Genomic DNA, 19,599 nt, shown 5'->3' with positions numbered 1-19,599 from the left:
AAGATGAGAGATGGATTTATAAAGGCAGCAGCGGCAGCTATCGACGTCCGGGTGGCCGACTGTATTCACAACACGGATGAGATCATTAAGAAAGCAAAGGAACTTTCCAAAAAGGGAGCCAGGATCCTGGTATTTCCAGAGCTTTCCATTACCGGCTATACCTGTCAGGACCTGTTCTGGCAGGAGACTCTGCTGAACAGTGCCAGAGAACAGCTTTTAAGAGCCGCAGAAGAATTAAAGGATGTGCCTGGGCTGATTATTGTGGGACTTCCCTATGTGTATCATGGAAAACTCTATAATGTGGCGGCGGCCATAAACCAGGGAGAGATCCTGGGCCTGGTTCCAAAGGAGTATCTGCCTAATTACGGGGAGTTCTATGAGGCAAGACATTTTTCCTCTGGAAAAAATCTCTGGGGTTATACAGAACTGGGTGGAAAACAGGTGCCTGTTATGGAAAACCTGCTGTTTGCCTGCCGGGAAATGCCGGGACTTATTGTAGCAGCGGAAATCTGCGAGGATCTCTGGGCAGCGGCTCCTCCCAGCGTAGCTCATGCTATGGCCGGGGCAAATGTCATTGTAAATCTGTCTGCCAGCGATGAGACCGTAGGAAAAGCAGACTACAGAAGAGAGCTGGTAAAAAGCCAGTCTGCCAGACTGCTGTGCGCCTATATTTATGCCACTGCCGGATATGGAGAATCCACGCAGGATCTGGTATTTGGAGGACAGCACTTAATCTGTGAAAACGGTGCCGTATTAAAAGAAGCAGAAATGTTCCAGAACCAGTCTGTAGAGGCAGTTCTGGATGTGAACCGTCTTGTGGAGGAACGGAGAAGGATTTCCACCTGGCATGAGGAAAAAAGAGAGGGGTACCTTACTGTGGAATTCTCTCTTCCTGTAGAAGAAACAAAGCTGGAGCGGTTTATCGACCCTAATCCTTTTGTGCCAGATAGTCAGGGAGAACGGGAAAAGCGCTGCAACGAAATCCTGATGATTCAGGCTATGGGTCTGAAGAAAAGACTGGAGCATACCCACTGCAAAAGAGCAGTGCTGGGAATCTCCGGAGGACTGGATTCTACTCTGGCCCTGCTGGTCACAGCAAGAGCCTTTGACCTTCTGGGAATGGGAAGAGAACACATTACGGCTGTAACCATGCCCTGCTTCGGCACTACAGACAGGACTTATACCAATGCCTGTGAATTGACCAGAAGACTGGGGGCCACTCTTATAGAAGTAGATATCAAAAAAGCAGTGCTTCAGCATTTTTCCGATATCGGCCATGACGAAAATGTCCACGATGTGACTTATGAAAATTCTCAGGCCAGAGAGCGGACTCAGGTGATCATGGATATTGCCAATCAGCAGGGAGGCATGGTAGTGGGAACCGGAGACCTTTCGGAACTGGCCCTTGGCTGGGCTACCTATAATGGGGACCATATGTCTATGTATGGGGTAAATGTCTCTGTGCCAAAGACTCTGGTCCGCCATCTGGTGCGCTATTACGCAGATACCTGCGGAGAAGAAAAACTGTCCCAGATCCTTCTGGATATTCTGGACACCCCGGTAAGCCCGGAGCTTCTCCCGCCAAAGGATGGAGTAATCTCCCAGAAGACCGAGGACCTGGTAGGCCCTTATGAGCTTCATGACTTCTTCTTATATCAGATGCTCAGGTTCCATTTCAGACCGGGCAAGATATACCGTATGGCAAAGGCGGCCTTTGCAGGAGTCTATGAACCGGAAGTGATCATGAAATGGCTGAAGACTTTTTATTCCAGGTTTTTTGCCCAGCAGTTTAAGCGTTCCTGTCTTCCTGACGGACCAAAGGTAGGAAGTGTGGCAGTATCTCCAAGAGGAGACCTGCGGATGCCCAGCGATGCCTGTGTAAGAATCTGGATGGAGGAACTGGAGAACATTCAGGAATAAAAGAGAGGCGGCATTTATGAAAGCAGTAGTTTTTGAGGAAAAAGGGAAACTGGTTCTTACAGAGCGCCCCAAGCCATGCCTGGAAAAGGATACCGATGTGCTGGTGAAGGTGACTCTGACCACTATATGTTCCAGCGATATTCACATTAAGCATGGAGCAGTGCCAAGGGCTGTGCCGGGGACTATTCTGGGACATGAGTTTGTAGGCGTAGTGGAAGAGACCGGAAAAGCCGTAAAACAGGTAAAGCCCGGGGACAGAGTAGCGGTGAATGTGGAGACCTACTGCGGAAGCTGTTTTTACTGTGAGAGAGGCTTTGTAAATAACTGCAGCGACCCTCTGGGAGGCTGGGCTCTGGGATGCCGGATTGACGGAGGACAGGCGGAATATGTGCGGATTCCCTACGGGGATAACGGACTTACGAAGATTCCGGAGCATGTGTCTGATGAAGCCGCTCTTTTCACCGGAGATCTTCTGTCTACTGGTTACTGGTCGGCAAAAATCGGAGAAATCAGTAAAGGAGATACAGTGGCCGTTATCGGAGCAGGACCTACAGGGCTGTGTACCATGATGTGCGCCAGACTGTATGAGCCTGGAAAAATCATTGCTCTGGATACGGATGCGGATCGCCTGAAAACAGCCAGGGAAAATAACCTGGCGGATTTTTGCATAAATCCTGCAGCAATTTCTGAAAAGGAACTGGAAGAACAGATTCTGGAGTTGTCTCAGGGGAGAGGAGCAGACCGGGTTTTTGAGGTGGCAGGAGGAAAGGACACCTTCCAGACTGCATGGAAGATCGCCAGACCAAACGCAGTGGTAACTGTAGTGGCTATGTATGAGGAAGACCAGATACTGCCTCTGCCCTCTATGTATGGAAAGAATCTGATTTTTAAGACAGGAGGGGTAGACGGCTGCTATTGTGAACAGATCATGGAACTGATCGGGAAAGGTCAGCTGGATACCAGCCCTCTGATCACCCACCGGACTTCTCTGGAACATATTATGGAAGCCTATGAGATTTTTGAAAAGAAACAAGACGGCGTGATCAAATATGCAATAAAGGTATAAAGAAAGGAAGAAATCACATGGGTGTTAAACAGGATTATCTTATGCGTATGATCAATGACGTTGTCCGGGGACTTGCACTGGTCCTTACGGGACAGCGGGAGGTCCGCTATGAGCTGCCAAAGGAGCAGGAGCGGACAGAGGAAGAAAAGCTCTATGCCCGGATCCTGGAAATGGCAGACCGAGGCGAGATTAATGAAGCGGAAAATATTCTCCTGGGGGACCTTTCAGAGAATACGCCAGGGTACGGAATCATGGTGGCAGATTTTTACCAGCATCTGGACGAATTTGAAGATGATTTTCTGGAAGAGCATAATTATTCCAGGGAAGAAATCTTGGAAGGGTTGGAGAGTTTGGCAGAAGCGTATGGACTGACAGAACGCTAAAGGTGAATTTTTGGAGGGCAGATTATGGAATTAGGCACAACCTATATCTGTGCAGAGGATATAGAAAAATCCTTAAATTTTTATAGACAGCTTTTACAGCAGGAGCCCCTTTACCGCAATGATGACAGATGGATCAGCTTTGCCTGCGGGATTTCTCTTTATAACAGAAAATATGATGAAAAACTGATAAGAGAAGGCGGGGAGATCCATTTTAATCAGGCATATCTGAATGCGCTTAACAGAGAAGAGACTCAAAAGAAAAATAATATTCTCATTTTGAACTTTGAAGTAGAGAATCTGGAAGCAGAATATAAAAGATTGAAGGCTATCCATTGGGGAGATATCAGAAATTCTTTATGTAAATGTACATAGGCCCTACTATTATTTTAATATTATAGATCCAGATGGAAATGTTTTGGAAATAACAGGAAAGATGGACTAAAGAGAAATGCGTTCTCTGCGATATGGGTGGAACTAAAATTGGGAGGTAAAGGTAAAATGGAACAGTTAAGAGTAGGTATTTTAAGTACAGGAAATATTGCAGCTACTATGGCAAATACAGTGGCAAAAATGAAAGAGGCCAGGGTTTATGCGGTAGCTTCCAGAAGTCTGGAGAAAGCTGAGAACTTTGCCCAGCGGTTTCAGATTGAGAAAGCCTATGGTTCCTATGAGGAAATGGCGGCAGATGAAAATGTAGATTTGGTCTATGTGGCAAGCCCTATGTCTGAGCATTATGAGAATGTGAAAATGCTTATTGCCCACGGCAGAAATATATTATGTGAAAAAGCTTTTGCCATAAACCAGAAGCAGGCCAGAGAAATGACAGAGCTGGCCAGGGAAAAAGGAGTGCTGCTTGCCGAGGCTATGTGGGTACGGTACATGCCTATGTGGAATACCATCCGTCAGGTATTGGCTGAGGGAGCCATCGGTGAGCCTATGACACTTACTGCAAATCTCTGCTATCTGATTGGAGATGTGCCGAGGCTGCTGAAACCGGAACTGGGCGGCGGAGCTTTGCTGGACGTAGGAGTATACGCCATGAATTTCGCCTCGATGGTCTTTGGCAATCAGGTGGAAAAAATGGTCTCCACAGCTGTTATGACAGATACCGGTGTAGACGCTCAGAACAGCATTACTCTGATCTATCCGGGAGGGAAAATGGCGATTCTTAACAGTTCTATGCGGGTACTTTCTGACCGTCAGGGTATTATTTATGGTACAGAAGGCTTTGCCGTAGTGGAAAATATCAACAATTTCCAGACCCTTACAATCTATGACCGGAACCGTCAGGTGGCCGCCGAATATCATTGTCCGGAACAGATCACCGGATATGAGTATGAGGTTTTAGCCTGCAAGGAAGCCATAGAAAAAGGCCTTACCCAGTGTCCTCAGATGCCCCATAAGGAAATACTGGAGATCATGGGGCTGATGGACCAGGCCAGATCACAGTGGGGGATGAAGTTCCCCATGGAGTAAGAAAGGCGTGATGGAGTGAAAAGAACTTCTAAAAGACTGCTTGCCGGCATTGCCGGGATGCTGTTTTTGGTTATTCTGGGAACTGCTGCCGGGCTAACAGCAGGAAAAGAACCAAGAAAGGATTCCGGCGGCCCAGGAACTTACCGGTCACAGAAAGAAGGAAAAATTCTGGAAATAGACCGGGAAAAAGGAAAAATTACGGTTCAGAGTACGGAGGGCGGGAAAGAAATCCTGTTGGACTGTTCCAAAGAGTCTGTTATGGAAGACATTGCTTTAAATCCATACAACCCAGGAGACCAGGTTCGGTATTGTTTCTGGCCTTATGAAGAGTTCCAGGACAGAGTTAAGGTAGAGGAACTTATAAATCTGACTTTATTTGACAGTGTTGAAAAATAGTATTTGGGTCTTATGAAATCAACTATGGAAGGAATATTCAGTTATTTCTTCAAAACGATTATTCAGCACATAGTAAACTTTGTTTTCTTTCACAGAATATACAAAGGTAACTCTTGTGGCCCAGAGACCTTCCTGTTTTACGGAATTTAATATGCAAAAGGCGTCGGAAACAGAGAAAGTTTCTTTCTGTTTTTCAAGCTGCGCTTTTGCCTGTTCATATCGGTCATCACCGGAAACAATATAGGGCCGGGTACTTTCTGGATTTAAAACAGAATAGTTTGTCATGAGAGAGTATCTTCGCTGTTCAAGCCGGTATCCGATTCCAGGCTCTATAAGAAGCACCCGGCCATATCTGTCGGAAAGCATGGCCTGCATTGTGGTATCCGGCCCATAGACAATTTGCTGCTCCTGCACAATATGCAGAGCATCATCAAAAGAGAGAAATCCCCGGATATAATTTTCTGTAAGGTCAGCAATGGTATAAGAGCCTGCATCATATCTTCCCTGAGGATTTCCATGGACATAGAGCAAAGTCCCTGCATTGCCATTACGGTGAATCCCATGGAAGGAGTGATACTGGCTGTCCGGCATTTTGATTCCGATATAAAATCGATTCTCATCTTTAATCACTTTGTGGTCCCATACAGACAGGTCAATATCAAAATTAAATCCTGTGATTGTATCTTTTCCGTTATATACAAATCTTGTACACATAGTTACCCCTTTCTTAATCCTTTTAAATCTCCATTTTGTATGGATTTAATCCTTTCGGCGATTTTTTCTTCCGGCCAGTCCCACCATTTTATTTTCAGGAGTTCCTCTATGGCGTTCTCATCAAATCGTTTTCGTATAGGCTTTGCAGGGACTCCTCCTACAACGGTATAAGGGGGAACATCCCTGGTAACAACAGCCCGGCAGCCAATAACGGCGCCGTCTCCTATAGAAACTCCTGAAAGGATCACAGCCTCATAACCGATCCACACATCATTGCCGATTACGATATCCCCTTTGTGATCCCAGGCTTCAGTAACCTTGTCTTTTTCAAGTCCCCATTCTTCAAAGAACAGAGGAAAAGTATAGGTGGAAAGAGACGACATTTTGTGATTTCCACTGTTAAAAAGAAACTTTGCACCACAGGCAATGGAGCAGAATTTTCCAATAATGAGCCGGTCTCCATTGATGGGATAGTGATACAGAACATTGTTTTTCTGAAATTCTCTGGGGTCATTGACAAAATCATTATAGATAGTAAAATCTCCTATTTCGATATTGGGATCGGTGATCACATTTTTTAAATAAACAGTTTCTCCATCTCCAGTCCGGGGATAGACTTTATCTGCCGTAGCCATTCTGATACCCTCCTTAAGTAAAAGATTTCCCCGCAGTCAGTGATTTCTGAAGTCCTATATCGTTGGCTGCCTGGGGGAATGTTCTGAGAATATTTTACCTGGAGGACTTTCTTTTCTGCAATCTACAGAATAATACGGTACTGTTTTGTAGAAAAGGACCGCCGCATCTCTGGATTTCTTTGATACGGCAGTCCCTTTGTTATTTCTGATAAATAATTTTTCGTATAGCAGATATGGAAAGACAATAGCGGCAGGCAAGGTCCTCTGGGGAAATGCCCTGGTCATATTCGGCGCGAATCTTTCTATTGCGTTTATCCAGCTCTTTTCGATAACCAGATAATTCTCCCCAGGATTTTCGCTGCTCTTCTTTTGCCGGTACATAGATATAGCCGGCCTGAACGTAGTTCTGCAGTTCTTCGATCAATGCTTCGGGAAGAATTGTCTTTGCGTTTATATATTTCAAATGCAGGCCTCCTTCTTGATCATGCCAAGGAGCAAAGCCAGCAATCTTACATAAGCGGCTTCTCTGGCTACTCCACCCAAAGGCCGCTTAGAATACTGGCTTTGCGTGGAGATAAGCCTGGTTCTTCTTTTTTCTATTTCCGCACATAAATCTCACCACCTTGATGCTGGGCAAATACTTTTGACAGAGAGGGCAGTGCCTCTGTATAAAAGCAGTATAGCATTAAGAACTTAAGGGCTCAAGAAATATCGCCTGAAATTCAGCCTGGCTGTTATGGAAAATGTAGGTGGGACTGTATACTGGGGAGTATGAGAGAAAATGGGAGAGAAATGAACAGAGAAGCAGAAAAGGAGCTGTGAAAGCTCCCTTTCTATTCTGTGATTCTTGCCTTATCCAGCGCCTTGTTGATAGCATCCAGAAGCAGCATAGAGGTATATTTGTTTTCTTCTGAATAAGTGATGTTTTCCGTAGACTGGGACTGGCAGATCTGAGTGGAGAGGGCATCCAGGGCTGGCTCCATCAGAGGATACATGGCGGTGGTGGTCTCGCTGAGGTTTTTCAGAGAGATGGAATTAATGTGGTCTTCGTCCACAGTGACCTCTACGTCAAAGGTATTGTCGTTTAAGGTTATGGGACTTGTGTATACACCGGCATGATAAACTGCATCTGCGCTGGCCGGATCCGCCTCTTTGTTTTTTCCGAACATCATAAAGAGCAGAACAGCCAGTACAATGGCAAAGACCACGAAAATACCGGTATAGATAACTTCTTTCATATGTAGTACCACAATTTTTGTTTTTGAGCTCATGGCTGCACCTCCTGCATTTCTTTTTATAGCATATTATAGAAATGGGGAAAATATGACGGAAGTTTTGATTCTTCCAGCGGAGGGGATGGAGGGCAGAAATTCTGTACATTCCGTGTGATCTGTGCTACCATTTAATTACGGGAAATGGAAAAGCAGAGGTATCTGTAAAATTTTCAAAACAGTCTAATAGTATTTTTATATCACATCCGTCCAATTCGGACATATTTCTCAAATAATAAAACAATCAGGAAAACAAAGATTAATCTGGGCAGGACCATTTCTTTTGTGTATAATGATTTTACAGATACAGTTTCTGCAGGCCCGAAAGGAGGCCTTTTGAAGGAAACAAACTGTCAGGAACCATCAAAACCCCTGGGACAGGTAGAAGACGAGATCATGAAGACGGGAGCTCAGTTTTTCGGTGAAGAATTACTGAGGTGGCTGGGCGTAAAAGAACCTGTAGAAGGAATCGCCCCTACGGAGCTGGTACATCTGGAAACTAGGAAAATGTATCAGGATTTTAACTATGTAATGAAAAATGGCTGGTGGTATCATATTGAATTCGAAAGCGATCCCATTACAAAAGATGATCTGCGAAGGTTCCGGGAGTACGAAGCAGCTACCAGCAGAACCTATGGTGTAGAAGTGCTTACCTGTGTGATCTGTACAGCAAACGGGAAACACATACGCACTGAGCTTACTGAAGGGATTAATACTTATCGGGTTAAGCTGATACAAATGAAGAAGAAAGATGGGGATAAAATTCTCCGAAAAATACAAAAGAAGAAAAATCTGAAAAGAAAAGACCTCGTTCCAATGCTCCTAAGCCCTCTTATGGGAGGTAAATCTGAGATCAAAACCAGGATACTTGAGGGAATTAAAACCATAAATAGAGAGGATAAGCTGATCAGCAGAGAAGAAGCGAAAAAAATGGAAGCCATGCTCTATGCACTGGCTAACAAATTGCTTAGCAGAGCAGAACTGGAAAAAATAAAGGAGGAAGTCAAAATGACAATACTGGGACAAATGTTGAGAGAAGATTTTATGGAAGAGGGCAGGATAGAGGGAAGACAGGAAAACCAGGAACGATACAACCGTTTGATCTTGTGTCTGGATAAAGATGGAAAGACATCTTTAATGGTAAAGGCTGCGTCCGATCCCCAGCTGTTGGAAAAACTATTCCAGGAGTATGGAATCTAAGTACAGCAAATAGGAGCAAATCCATATTATGGATTTGCTGCACAGGGTTTCCGTACAATATTTATCGGCAGAAAAAGAGGAAGATTATGAAATATAAATTATTGGTTTTAGATATAGATGGTACTGTGACCAATTCACAGAAACAGGTAAGTGAGAAGACAAGGAAGGCGGTAATCCGCCTTCAGGAGCAGGGGGTGCCTGTGGCAATCGCTTCCGGCAGGCCCCCTCAGGGAGTCTCCTATGTGGCAGAGGCTCTGGGTTTTCAGACTTATGGAAGTTATATCCTGCCTTTTAACGGAGCAAGGATCCTGAACTTCAAAACAAAGGAGTGTGTTTTTGAGCGGACACTGCCTTTAAGCCTTCCGGCCAGACTGTGGAGAGATGCGCTGGAGAATCAAATCGGGATCATTACTTACCGTGGAGATGTGATCTACTCTGGAACGGAGCCGGATCAGTACATGGCCATTGAATCCAGGATCAACCAGATTCCTATTGAATACCGGAAGAACTTTGGCACTTTTATCGATTTCCCTGTCAATAAGTGTCTGCTTACCGGAGAACCCCAGGACTTGGAAGCTTTAGAGCCTATGATGGCCAGAAAGTATCAGCATGAAGCTCAGGTATTCCGCTCGGAGCCTTATTTCCTGGAGATTACTCCCAAGAATGTGGACAAGGCATATTCCCTCCGTCACCTTCTGGAGATTCTGGAAATTTCCAGGGAGGAGATGGTATGCTGCGGAGATGGGTTCAACGACGTGTCCATGATCCAGTTTGCTGGGCTGGGAGTAGCTATGGCCAACGCCCAGGAGAAAGTGAAGGATGTGGCGGACTATATTACTGTAAATGACAATGACCATGACGGTGTGGCAGAAGTTATTGAAAAATTTTTTCAGTAGCAGCCCATGAATAAATATTCTTAACAGTCTATTTACGAGGCTGCTTTTGGACAGAAGGGAAGAACAGAATGGCGTTACAGTTTATTTTCGGACCCTCTGGTTCGGGAAAATCCCATTATATTTACAACAGAATCATAGAGGAATCTTTGGAAAACCCCAAAAGACAGTATCTGATACTGGTGCCGGAGCAGTTTACCATGCAGACCCAGAAGGAATTGGTCATGCTCCATCCCAGGAAGGGGATCATGAATATTGACGTTCTGAGCTTTGAGCGTCTGGCCTTCCGGGTTCTGGAGGAGACAGGAGCTCTTTCACAGGAGCTTTTGGAAGAAACCGGAAAGAGTATGGTCCTTCGGAAGGTAGCCCAGGAGAAAAAGAAGGAGCTGAAGATACTGGGCTCTAAGATGAATAAACAGGGTTATGTCTCCCAGTTAAAATCTATGGTTTCAGAACTGCGGCAGTATGAGATACAGGTAGAGGACCTGGATAAACTTCTGGAGGATGTGGAGGATAAACCAGAGCTTTTTTACAAGCTGAAAGATATTCAGACTTTGTACAAAGGCTTTTTTGATTATCTGGAAGGAAAGTTTATTACCCAGGAGGAAGTCCTGGATGTTCTGGCCCAGCGGGCGGACCAGTCAGAAAAACTGAAGGACAGCACAGTGGTCCTGGATGGCTATACTGGATTTACTCCTATCCAGATTCAGGTAATGGAAAAGCTGCTGAAGCTTTGCAGGCAGGTATATATCCCCCTCACTATGGGAAGAGGAGAGGATCCCTATCGTCTGGGAAGCCCTTATGGACTTTTTTACCTTACCCGGCAGACGGTGAATAGATTATGTAAACTTGCAGAGGAGACGGGGACTTCCTGGAGTGAAATCTGGATTCCCCAAAAAGGTGAGAAGTATCAGGGGAGATTCCGGAATAATGAAGCCCTGGACTATCTGGAAAGAAATATTTTCCGAAAAAATTACCGGCCTTATGCAGGCAAAGAAAAAGCAGTTTTTATCCGGGAAGCTCTGAACCCCCAGGAAGAAATGGAGGAGACAGCCTGCCGGATCCGTCATATGGTCCGGAAGGAAGGCTATCGTTTCGGGGATTTTGCCCTGGTTACAGGAGATATGGAGGTTTATTCCCCGGCAGCCAGAAGAGCTTTTGAAAAATATGGGATTCCTTGTTTTGTAGATGAGAAACATTCTCTTTTCATGAATCCCTTTATTGAATATATCCGCAGCGCCGTGGATATGGTGGTGGAAAATTTTACCTATGAAAGTGTATTTCGGTTCTTACGCTGTGGTCTCACAGATATAACCGAAGAAGAAACAGACCGGCTGGAGAATTATGTCATCGCTATGGGAATCCGGGGACTTGACCGGTGGGACCAGGAGTGGGTGCGCTCTTATCGTGGAGAAGATCCGGAAGAATGTGTAAAACTGAACCCGGTAAGACAGCGTCTTGTGGATATGTGGCGGCCTTTTGCGGAAGGGCTGAAGAGTCCTCAGGGTACCATCAGGACCTGCTGCCAGGCTCTTTATGAATTTATCTGCAGGAATCAGATCGAGAAAAAGCTGAAGCTTTATGAAGAAGGATTTACCGCAGCCGGGGAAATGGCCATGGCCAAAGAATACAGTCAGATCTACCAGATCGTCATGGACCTTCTGGATAAGCTGGTGGAAGTGCTGGGAGATGAGCAGGTACGGCCAGGGGCCTTTAAGGAGATTCTGGAGGCAGGGCTTTCCGAAGCAAAGGTGGGCGTGATCCCTCCTGCCGCAGACCAGGTTCTGGTAGGAGATATGGAAAGGACCAGGCTGAAGGATATTAAGATTCTTTTTTTTGTGGGAGTCAATGAGGGGAAAATCCCCAAAGAAAAGTCTGGGAGCAAGATTCTCTCGGATTTAAACAGGGAGGAACTGGAAGGACCTCTTGAAAGACTGGGACTGGCTCTGGCGCCCACAGCCAGAGAGGAGCTTTATACCCAGAAGTTTTATCTCTATCTGAATCTTACAAAGCCCAGCGAAAGAGTATACCTTACTTATAGCCGGTTAAACGGCAATGGAGATGTGATTTCTCCTTCCTATCTGGTCAGCCAGACAGAAAAGCTGTTCCCCCAGGCAAGGCAGACCCAGGAAGTTCCTATGTATACAGAAAATATCCAGGGAGCTTTGGAGCAGGTGGCCAGGGAACTGGGAGGACGACAGGAGAAAAGCCCGGTTTTTCAGGAATTGTATGCATGGTTTCAGAAAGAGGAAAAATGGAAGCCCTGGGCAGACAGGCTGGTGGAGACTGCCTATTATGTCAATCCACAGGACGCCATTGGAAAGGCAGCGGCTCAGGTCCTTTACGGCAGAGAGCTGGAAAACAGCGCCACCCGGCTGGAACAGTTTGCCCGGTGCGCCTGCGCCCATTTTCTGACCTACGGCCTGGCTCTTAAGGAACGCGTCCGGTACCAGTTTACTATGGCAGATCTAGGAACCCTTCTTCACAATAGTCTGGACCTTTTTGCCAGAAAGCTTCGGGAAGAAGGGATTTCCTGGACTCAGCTGGAAGATGGGGAGAGAGACCGGCTGGCAGAGGCCTGTGTGGATCAGGTAGTAGCCCAGGCAGGAGAGACGGTGCTTCTTTCCTCTGCAAGAAACGCCTATACCGTAAAACGTGCGAAAAGAATGGTAAAGAGAACAGTGTGGGCCCTTCAGTTCCAGCTTCGTCAGGGACGGTTTTTTCCTGCCCTTACAGAATGGGCTTTCGGTCCCTGGGATAATATTTCCAGCCTGGATCTGGAGCTTTCTCCGGAGGAGATCCTCCATCTTACAGGAAGGATTGACCGGATCGACCTGTGCAGAGAAAATGGCAAAGTCTATGTGAAGGTCATTGATTATAAATCTGGAAATACCCAGTTAGATCCGGTAAAAATGTATTATGGCCTTCAGCTGCAGCTTGCCCTGTACTTAAGTGCGGCAGTGGAGCTGGAACAGAGGCGCTTTCCAAACGAAGAAATCATTCCCGCGGGAATTTTTTACTATAATATCAAGGATCCGGTGCTGAACCGGGAAGATGTAAAAGACCCGGAGCATCCGGATCGGGAAATCCTGAAGAAGCTGAAGATGGACGGTCTGGCAGCCCGGGAGCCGGAGATCCTGGAGCGGCTGGACAAAGACCTGGCTGCAGGAAAAAGTATAGAGTCTCTGGCAGTTCCGGTAAAATATACGGCAAAAGGCACCCTGGCCGGAAACTCCAGGGTGGCAGACCAGGAACAGTTCTCTATAATTATGAATTATGTAAACTATAAAGCTACAGAAATCGGTCAGGAAATCCTTCAGGGAAAGGTGGAGGTGAATCCTTTTGCCTATCAAAAGGAATGTGCCTGTGATTACTGTCCTTACCGGAATGTCTGCGGCTTTGATGAGAAAATCCCAGGATATTCCTATCGGAGGCTTGGAACCTGTAAGCCAGAGGAAATCTGGGAAAAGATGAAAGCAGCACTGAAAAATACAACCCACAGGGAGGAGGAATAGATATGGCAGTTTCATGGACAGAAGAACAGCAGCGGGTCATTGACACCAGAGACTGCAATATTCTGGTCAGCGCCGCTGCAGGAAGCGGAAAGACTGCGGTGCTGGTAGAGCGGATCCTTCAGCGGATCCTGGATAAGAACCGGCCTGTGGATATTGACCGGCTGCTGGTAGTGACTTTTACAAGAGCGGCAGCAGGAGAGATGAAAGAGCGGATTGCCAGAGCTATTGAGCAGAGACTGGAGGAGGACAGCGAAAACGAACACCTTTTAAGACAGAGCACTCTGGTCCATCATGCCCAGCTCACTACCATAGACAGCTTTTGTTCCTATGTGGTAAAGAATTATTTCCATCTGATTGACCTGGACCCTTCCTTCCGTATGGGAGATGAAGGGGAGATGCGGCTGATGAAAGCAGACGTGGCAGGAAAAATCCTGGAAGAAGCCTATGGAAGAGAGGATTATAGAGAATTTGCTTCTTTTGTAGAGGGCTTTTCTCAGGGAAAATCCGATGAGAATATTGAAGACCTGGTGCTGAAGCTCTATGAGTTTTCCATGAGTTATCCCTATCCGGAAGAATGGCTGGAGGATTGCCGCAGAGCCTATGATGTAAAGAGTCAGGAGGACCTGGAAAATTCCGCCTGGATGGAGGCAGTAAAAAGAGAAATCAGCAAGCAGATAGAAGAAGCAGGGGAGCTTCTTACTCAGGCATTGGAAGTGGCAGAAGAGGGAGACGGTCCCGGCTTTTATATCCCTCTCCTGGAAGAAGAAAAAAAATCTGTGGAGAAGCTTCTTTCTATGGAGAAGTTTTTTGACTGGAAAGAGGCTGCGGATCATCTGGAATTTAAGCGCCTTCCTCCGGGGAAAAAGGCGGAGAAGGAGCTGGTGGCTGAGGAAAAACAGGAGCTGGCCAAGAACCTTCGCAGCCAGGCAAAAGATCTATTAAATGATCTGAAGGCCAGGTACTTCCAGGAATCCCCAGAGGAAATGGTGGAACACCTTCAGGCAGCGGCCCAGCCCGTAGGAGTGCTGGTGGATCTGACACTGGCTTTTATGGAAGCTTACAAAAAGAAAAAGCAGGAGAAAAATATCCTGGATTTTTCAGACCTGGAACATTATGCTCTGGAAATCCTGGTAAATCACAGCCCGGAAAAGGATGAGCGGACTGGGGCAGCCAGGGAACTGGCAGACCAGTTTGCGGAAATCATGATCGACGAGTATCAGGACAGCAATCTGGTCCAGGAGAAGATTCTTACCTCTGTTTCCCGTGTGGAAGAAGGGGAATACAACATCTTTATGGTAGGAGATGTAAAGCAGAGTATTTATCGGTTCCGACTGGCCCGTCCGGACCTGTTTATGGAAAAATTCCACAGTTATCCGGTGATCCCGGGAGGAAAGACTTACCGCATCGACCTTCATAAAAATTTCCGCAGCCGGGGAACAGTGCTGGACAGTGTGAATTATATTTTCTACCAGATCATGGGAGAGGACCTGGGCGGGGTAGAGTACGATAAAGATGCAGCGCTTTATCCCCAGGGACAGTTTCCAGAGCTTCCAAAGGAAACAGAGCCTGCAGCGGAAGTCCTTCTTCTGGAGGAAGACGACCCGGTATGGCAGGAACAGGACAGTCCGGAAACTGCCCGGGAGCTGGAGGCAAGGATGATTGCCCTGCGTATCCGGGAACTGAGAGAGACAGGGCAGGTGACAGACAAAGAAACCGGAGAGTTAAGACCGGTGAAATATTCGGATATCACCATTCTTCTCAGAACCATGACCGGCTGGTCCGAGACTTTTAAAAAGATCCTGAATTCCTGCAATATTCCGGCCAGTGTTACCACAAAAACAGGATATTTCTCTGCCCCTGAGGTGGCGGCTGTGCTGGACTACCTGCAGATTTTGGACAATCCCTTTCAGGATATCCCTCTGGCAGGGGCTTTGAAAAACCAGCCTCAGGGATTTACCTTTGAAGAACTGACCCAGATACGGAATCTGGGAAACGCAGGAGAGAAGATTACCCTTTACGAGGCGCTGCTGGAGACAGAAAAGGTTCCCAATCCCCTCCAGGACAAGGTGAGAGGTTTTTTAAAAACCTACCGGAAACTGCGCCGGGAAGTACCTTATACTCCTATCCATCAGCTTATCTGGGATTTCTTTGACCAGACAGGCTTTCTTCTCTGGCAGCAGGCATTCCCTTCCGGAGAGCAGAGAAAGGCCAATCTTCTCATGCTCCTGGAAAAAGCCAGGGACTATGAGAGCACCAGCTACAGGGGGCTGTTCAACTTTGTCCGGTATATTGAAAATCTGAAAAAATATCAGGTGGATTTTGGGGAAGCCAACATTCTCTCAGAAAAAGAGGATACGGTGAAGATCATGAGCATCCACGGCAGCAAAGGTCTGGAATTCCCTGTGGTATTTGTGGCAGGTATGGGAAAACAGATGAATATGCAGGATGCCAGAGAGAGTATTGTGCTCCATCCTGACCTGGGGATTGGCGCGCCTTGCGTAGACGAAAAACTGCGGCTCCGGACCAGGACCATTCTCCAGAGAGCCATTCAGCAGGAGATTACCCTGGAAAGTCTGGGAGAGGAGCTGCGGATCCTATATGTAGCCCTTACAAGGGCAAAGGAAAAGCTGATTCTTACAGGGACGATTTCAAAGCTGGCAGAAAGGCTTTCCCAGCAGGAAATGCTGAAGCGGCGTGAACAGACCCGGCTGCCCTATGGAGTGCGGATGAGGGGAAAAAGTTATCTGGACTGGATTTTGTCAGCCCTGGCCAGACACAGAGCTATGAAGGAGCTGTACCAGTCTGTGAATCTTGGAGTATATCCCCTGAACCCACTTTATGAAGGCCCCGGAGATTTTAAGATCCGAAAAGTGTCACCTCTGGAGCTGGTAATGGGAGAATTGGATGCCAGAACCAGAGAGCTGGAAGAAAAGGAAGAATACCTGAACTGGGATACTGGAAAAGTCTACGACCCTGATACCAAGAAAGAACTGGAAGAAAGTTTTTCCTATGTGTATCCTTATAAAGACCTTGCCAGGATTCCGGCCAAGGTGACGGTATCTGAGGTAAAAAGGATTCAGACAGAAGAGGACGAGGAAAGTCTGAATCTCTATCCGGACAGCGGGAAAGATCAGGAAACGGTTTCTGGTGAAGAAGAACCAGAAGAGGGTTATGTTCCGGCATTTATGAGAACGGAGCAGGAGGAGCTGAAGGGTGCAGAAAGAGGAACTGCCTATCATGCAGTTCTGGAACAGCTGGATTATGAGAAAACTGGCAGTCTGGAAGAAGTGAGAGGACAGATACAGGAACTTTGCCGTATGGGAAAGATTTCCCAGGCAGTGCAAAGCTCCGTATGGCCCAAAGATATTTATGACCTTGCCGAAAGCAGCCTGGGACAGAGAATGAAAGCAGCAGCGGCAAAAGGGCTCTTAAAGAGAGAACAGCCCTTTGTCATAGGAGTGCCTGCTTCTTCAGTAAGCAGGGAGTATCAATCAGAAGAAGAAATCCTGGTCCAGGGAATTATCGACGCTTTCTTTGAGGAAGAAGACGGCCTGGTGCTGGTAGACTATAAGACAGACCGGATACCCTCAGGAAATCCCCAGGAGCTGACAGAAAAATACAGGATACAGCTTCTGTATTATCAGGAAGCCCTGGAGCGTATGACAGGGAAAAAAGTAAAAGAAAAATACATCTACTCCTTTTATCTGAAAAAGGAAATCCCGGTGTGAGAGTGCCGGGGTTTTTTACTTTTCTTCCATAAATCTTTAGAAATTCTTAATATAATATTGTTGACAAAATTATATTATATGACATATAGTATTAAATAAGAAATAGCAAAGGGGTGAGGAAATGATTTTCAATACAGGTGCAGCCCTTCTGGATGCCATCGTTCTGGCAGTTGTGTCCAGAGAGGAGGAGGGGACCTATGGTTATAAGATTACCCAGGATGTGCGCCGGGTACTGGAAGTTTCAGAATCCACCCTGTATCCGGTTCTGAGACGGCTTCAAAAGGACCAATGCCTGGAAACCTATGACCGGGAATTCGCAGGCAGGAACAGGAGATATTATAAAGTTACCGAAAAAGGTATGGTACAGATGAATCTATACAGGGAAGAATGGAAAAGCTACTCAACGAAAATCAGCAGATTGTTTGAGGGAGGGGAACTGAAATGAACAGAACAGAATTTTTAGAGCAGCTGGAACGGCTGCTGTGGGATATACCGGAGTCTGAGAGAAAGGAGGCTCTGGAATATTATCAGGATTACTTTGAAGACGCCGGAGCAGAGAATGAAGGAAAAGTGATCCAGGAGCTGGGAAGCCCCGGTAAGGTAGCGGCCATCATCCGGGCAGATCTGGAAAATGAAGGGATACAGTACGGAGAATATACAGAGACGGGATATACGGACGAGAGATTCCAGGAGAAAAAGGTGCCGGAACCTTCGGAAATGAAAGAAAACAGTGAGAGATCTGAAACCGGCCAGGAAGAAAATAACTGGGACGGCACCAGATACAGAGATCCCCAGGGGGAGAGAAGGCAGCACAGCTATGACGGCCCTTACAGCAGAGCCGGATACGGAAGAAATTACGGACAGAATCCAAGACGTTCCAGAAGCGGAGCCGGCTGGATCCTGCTGATCATTTTTGCTGTAGTGGCCCTCCCCTTTGTGTTTGGTTTCGGAATGGGGGCTCTGGGCCTGCTGATAGGAATCATCGGAGGGATCATCGGACTCCTGGCAGGTGGGATCGGCCTGACTGTAGGCGGCCTTATGTTTCTGATCCACAGCCTGGTGTTCCAGCTGGCTTCTCCCCCTACGGCAGTTGCCTGTGTGGGAGGGGCTCTTATGATGACGGCAGTTGGTATTCTGCTGCTTCTGGCTTTCATCTGGCTGGTCTTCCGGGCGTTTCCGGCTGTATTCCGCTGGGCGGTGGATATGATCCAGAGGGTCCTGCACAGAGGTATCCGGGGAGGTGAAAATTCATGAAAAAGTTTACAAAAATTGCTTTGATCACAGCTCTTGTTATGCTGATCACAGGAGGAGTCCTGACAGCAGGGGGAATCCTTTTCGGGGCTTCCCCAAAGGCATTTCTGGACGGCCTGGAAAGAAGCACAGAAAATAATCATGTTTTTAACCGCTGGTTTGGAGCTGACTGGCTGGAACGGCTGACGGACCTGGACGATCTGGAAGAGATGGGAGAGGAATGGGAAAATTACTGGCAGGAAAGAGGAGAATCCTGGACCAGAGACTGGTCTGATGAAACCGGTGTCCGCAATATGGACTGGTCCGAGGCCAGCCAGAGGGGCAGCATTGAGGCTTCAAGGGTGAAAAGTCTTTATGTGACAGCAGAAGCGGGAGAAATCCGGATACAGCCCTCTCCGGATGAAAAAATATGGGTTTCAGGTTCCGGACTGGATTCTAGTCTGTATGTGGCAGATTTTGACATTGATACAGGAGTCCTTACTGTATCCAGAAGCGATGGGCTTGTGGACAGCAGCAGGTCTTTACTGATCCAGATCCCTCAGGCTAAGGTATTTGAGGAGCTGTACCTGAACTCCAGCGCAGGAAGCCTGGAAGCAGAAGGAAAACTTGCGGCCGGGAGCTGTGATATAGATGTGGCGGCAGGTAATCTGGAGGTGGAACTTTTGGAGGCTGACGATTCCACACTGAGCTGCAATGCCGGACGTCTCCGGATAAAATATGTCGGCAGACTGGAGGACTACACGGCAGATGTCCGCGTGGACTCCGGCGCTCTGGATCTGGACGGAGAGAGCGTAGATGGCTTTCATGAAGGGACCTTTGGCGCCATATCTTCAGATAAGACTATGAATATAGAGAATAGTGCAGGAAATATCAGAATAGACTTTGAGAATCAATAGAAAGGGGTATGTGTCATGTCAGATAAGAGATTATATCGTTCTTCTGTAAATTATATGCTGGCGGGAGTCTGCGGAGGGATCGGGGAGTATTTTAACATAGATCCTACCCTGATCCGCCTTGCCTGGGTTATTGTGACCTGTATGAGTTTTGGCTCCGGGATCATCGCTTATATTATTGCAGCCATTGTTATTCCAAAATAGAAGAATATATGACAGAAAGCAGAAAAAGCTGAATAAAGGGAAAGAAAAGGGCCA

General features: G+C 46.8%; 18 protein-coding genes. 14 read left to right on the top strand and 4 right to left on the bottom strand.

The genetic code is table 11. The features are described 5' to 3' along the window. Positions 1 to 3 precede the first annotated feature (3 nt). From B5G33_RS07540 to B5G33_RS07515, 6 genes are all read left to right on the top strand, one after another. Positions 4 to 1,920, top strand: coding sequence for an NAD(+) synthase (locus B5G33_RS07540; RefSeq protein ID WP_087417202.1), 1,917 nt, complete (start codon positions 4 to 6; stop codon positions 1,918 to 1,920). A 16-nt stretch (positions 1,921 to 1,936) separates the two neighbouring features. Next, on the top strand, positions 1,937 to 2,986 hold the full coding sequence (locus B5G33_RS07535) for an alcohol dehydrogenase (RefSeq protein ID WP_087417201.1): 1,050 nt from the start codon (positions 1,937 to 1,939) through the stop codon (positions 2,984 to 2,986). Positions 2,987 to 3,003: 17 nt separating this feature from the next. Beyond that, positions 3,004 to 3,369, top strand: coding sequence for a DUF6483 family protein (locus B5G33_RS07530; RefSeq protein WP_087274563.1), 366 nt, complete (start codon positions 3,004 to 3,006; stop codon positions 3,367 to 3,369). A 24-nt stretch (positions 3,370 to 3,393) separates the two neighbouring features. After that, entirely contained in the window at positions 3,394 to 3,741 is a 348-nt protein-coding gene (locus tag B5G33_RS07525; protein WP_204247345.1) for a hypothetical protein, read from the top strand. Positions 3,742 to 3,867: 126 nt separating this feature from the next. Next, positions 3,868 to 4,845 (top strand): Gfo/Idh/MocA family protein, encoded by a 978-nt coding sequence (locus B5G33_RS07520; protein WP_087417200.1) that lies wholly within the window; start codon positions 3,868 to 3,870, stop codon positions 4,843 to 4,845. Between the two features lie 15 nt (positions 4,846 to 4,860). Then, entirely contained in the window at positions 4,861 to 5,241 is a 381-nt protein-coding gene (locus B5G33_RS07515) for a hypothetical protein (protein ID WP_087417199.1), read from the top strand. An 18-nt stretch (positions 5,242 to 5,259) separates the two neighbouring features. Here B5G33_RS07515 and B5G33_RS07510 read toward each other — a convergent pair whose 3' ends face one another. The 4 genes from B5G33_RS07510 to B5G33_RS07495 form a co-directional block, all read right to left on the bottom strand. After that, positions 5,260 to 5,955, bottom strand: a complete 696-nt coding sequence (locus tag B5G33_RS07510) for a conjugal transfer protein (protein WP_087417198.1) — start codon at positions 5,953 to 5,955, stop codon at positions 5,260 to 5,262. Between the two features lie 2 nt (positions 5,956 to 5,957). Next, positions 5,958 to 6,590: a CatB-related O-acetyltransferase gene (locus B5G33_RS07505; protein WP_087417197.1), complete on the bottom strand. Its 633-nt coding sequence runs from the start codon at positions 6,588 to 6,590 to the stop codon at positions 5,958 to 5,960. Positions 6,591 to 6,789: 199 nt separating this feature from the next. After that, positions 6,790 to 7,053, bottom strand: a complete 264-nt coding sequence (locus tag B5G33_RS07500) for a CD3324 family protein (protein WP_087417196.1) — start codon at positions 7,051 to 7,053, stop codon at positions 6,790 to 6,792. A gap of 370 nt (positions 7,054 to 7,423) precedes the next feature. Further along, a complete protein-coding gene (locus tag B5G33_RS07495; RefSeq protein ID WP_087417195.1) occupies positions 7,424 to 7,861 on the bottom strand; it encodes a hypothetical protein in 438 nt (145 codons plus the stop codon). A gap of 336 nt (positions 7,862 to 8,197) precedes the next feature. On the opposite strand from B5G33_RS07495, the gene B5G33_RS07490 reads away from it, so the two are divergent. The 8 genes from B5G33_RS07490 to B5G33_RS07455 all read left to right on the top strand — a co-directional run bounded on the left by B5G33_RS07490 (position 8,198) and on the right by B5G33_RS07455 (position 19,545). After that, on the top strand, positions 8,198 to 9,061 hold the full coding sequence (locus B5G33_RS07490; protein ID WP_143276503.1) for a hypothetical protein: 864 nt from the start codon (positions 8,198 to 8,200) through the stop codon (positions 9,059 to 9,061). 86 nt (positions 9,062 to 9,147) lie between these two features. Continuing rightward, on the top strand, positions 9,148 to 9,957 hold the full coding sequence (locus tag B5G33_RS07485; protein ID WP_087271557.1) for a Cof-type HAD-IIB family hydrolase: 810 nt from the start codon (positions 9,148 to 9,150) through the stop codon (positions 9,955 to 9,957). Between the two features lie 68 nt (positions 9,958 to 10,025). Continuing rightward, positions 10,026 to 13,469, top strand: coding sequence for a helicase-exonuclease AddAB subunit AddB (gene addB, locus B5G33_RS07480; RefSeq protein WP_087417193.1), 3,444 nt, complete (start codon positions 10,026 to 10,028; stop codon positions 13,467 to 13,469). 2 nt (positions 13,470 to 13,471) lie between these two features. Continuing rightward, on the top strand, positions 13,472 to 17,197 hold the full coding sequence (addA, locus tag B5G33_RS07475) for a helicase-exonuclease AddAB subunit AddA (protein ID WP_087417192.1): 3,726 nt from the start codon (positions 13,472 to 13,474) through the stop codon (positions 17,195 to 17,197). A 121-nt stretch (positions 17,198 to 17,318) separates the two neighbouring features. Beyond that, a complete protein-coding gene (locus tag B5G33_RS07470) occupies positions 17,319 to 17,642 on the top strand; it encodes a PadR family transcriptional regulator (protein WP_087417191.1) in 324 nt (107 codons plus the stop codon). Next, positions 17,639 to 18,451, top strand: a complete 813-nt coding sequence (locus tag B5G33_RS07465; RefSeq protein WP_087417190.1) for a DUF1700 domain-containing protein — start codon at positions 17,639 to 17,641, stop codon at positions 18,449 to 18,451. The genes B5G33_RS07470 and B5G33_RS07465 overlap by 4 nt, the downstream gene beginning before the upstream one ends. After that, positions 18,448 to 19,344 (top strand): DUF4097 family beta strand repeat-containing protein, encoded by an 897-nt coding sequence (locus tag B5G33_RS07460; protein ID WP_087417189.1) that lies wholly within the window; start codon positions 18,448 to 18,450, stop codon positions 19,342 to 19,344. Before B5G33_RS07465 ends, B5G33_RS07460 begins: the two co-directional genes overlap by 4 nt. Positions 19,345 to 19,359: 15 nt before the next feature. Further along, the gene (locus B5G33_RS07455; RefSeq protein WP_087271575.1) at positions 19,360 to 19,545 is read left to right on the top strand and encodes a PspC domain-containing protein; all 186 of its coding nucleotides are present in this window, start codon (positions 19,360 to 19,362) and stop codon (positions 19,543 to 19,545) included. Positions 19,546 to 19,599 lie beyond the last annotated feature (54 nt).

Source organism: Blautia sp. An81 (genome assembly GCF_002161285.1).
GTDB lineage: Bacteria > Bacillota > Clostridia > Lachnospirales > Lachnospiraceae > Blautia > Blautia ornithocaccae.
This window is presented reverse-complemented; position numbering and strand designations above follow the sequence as displayed.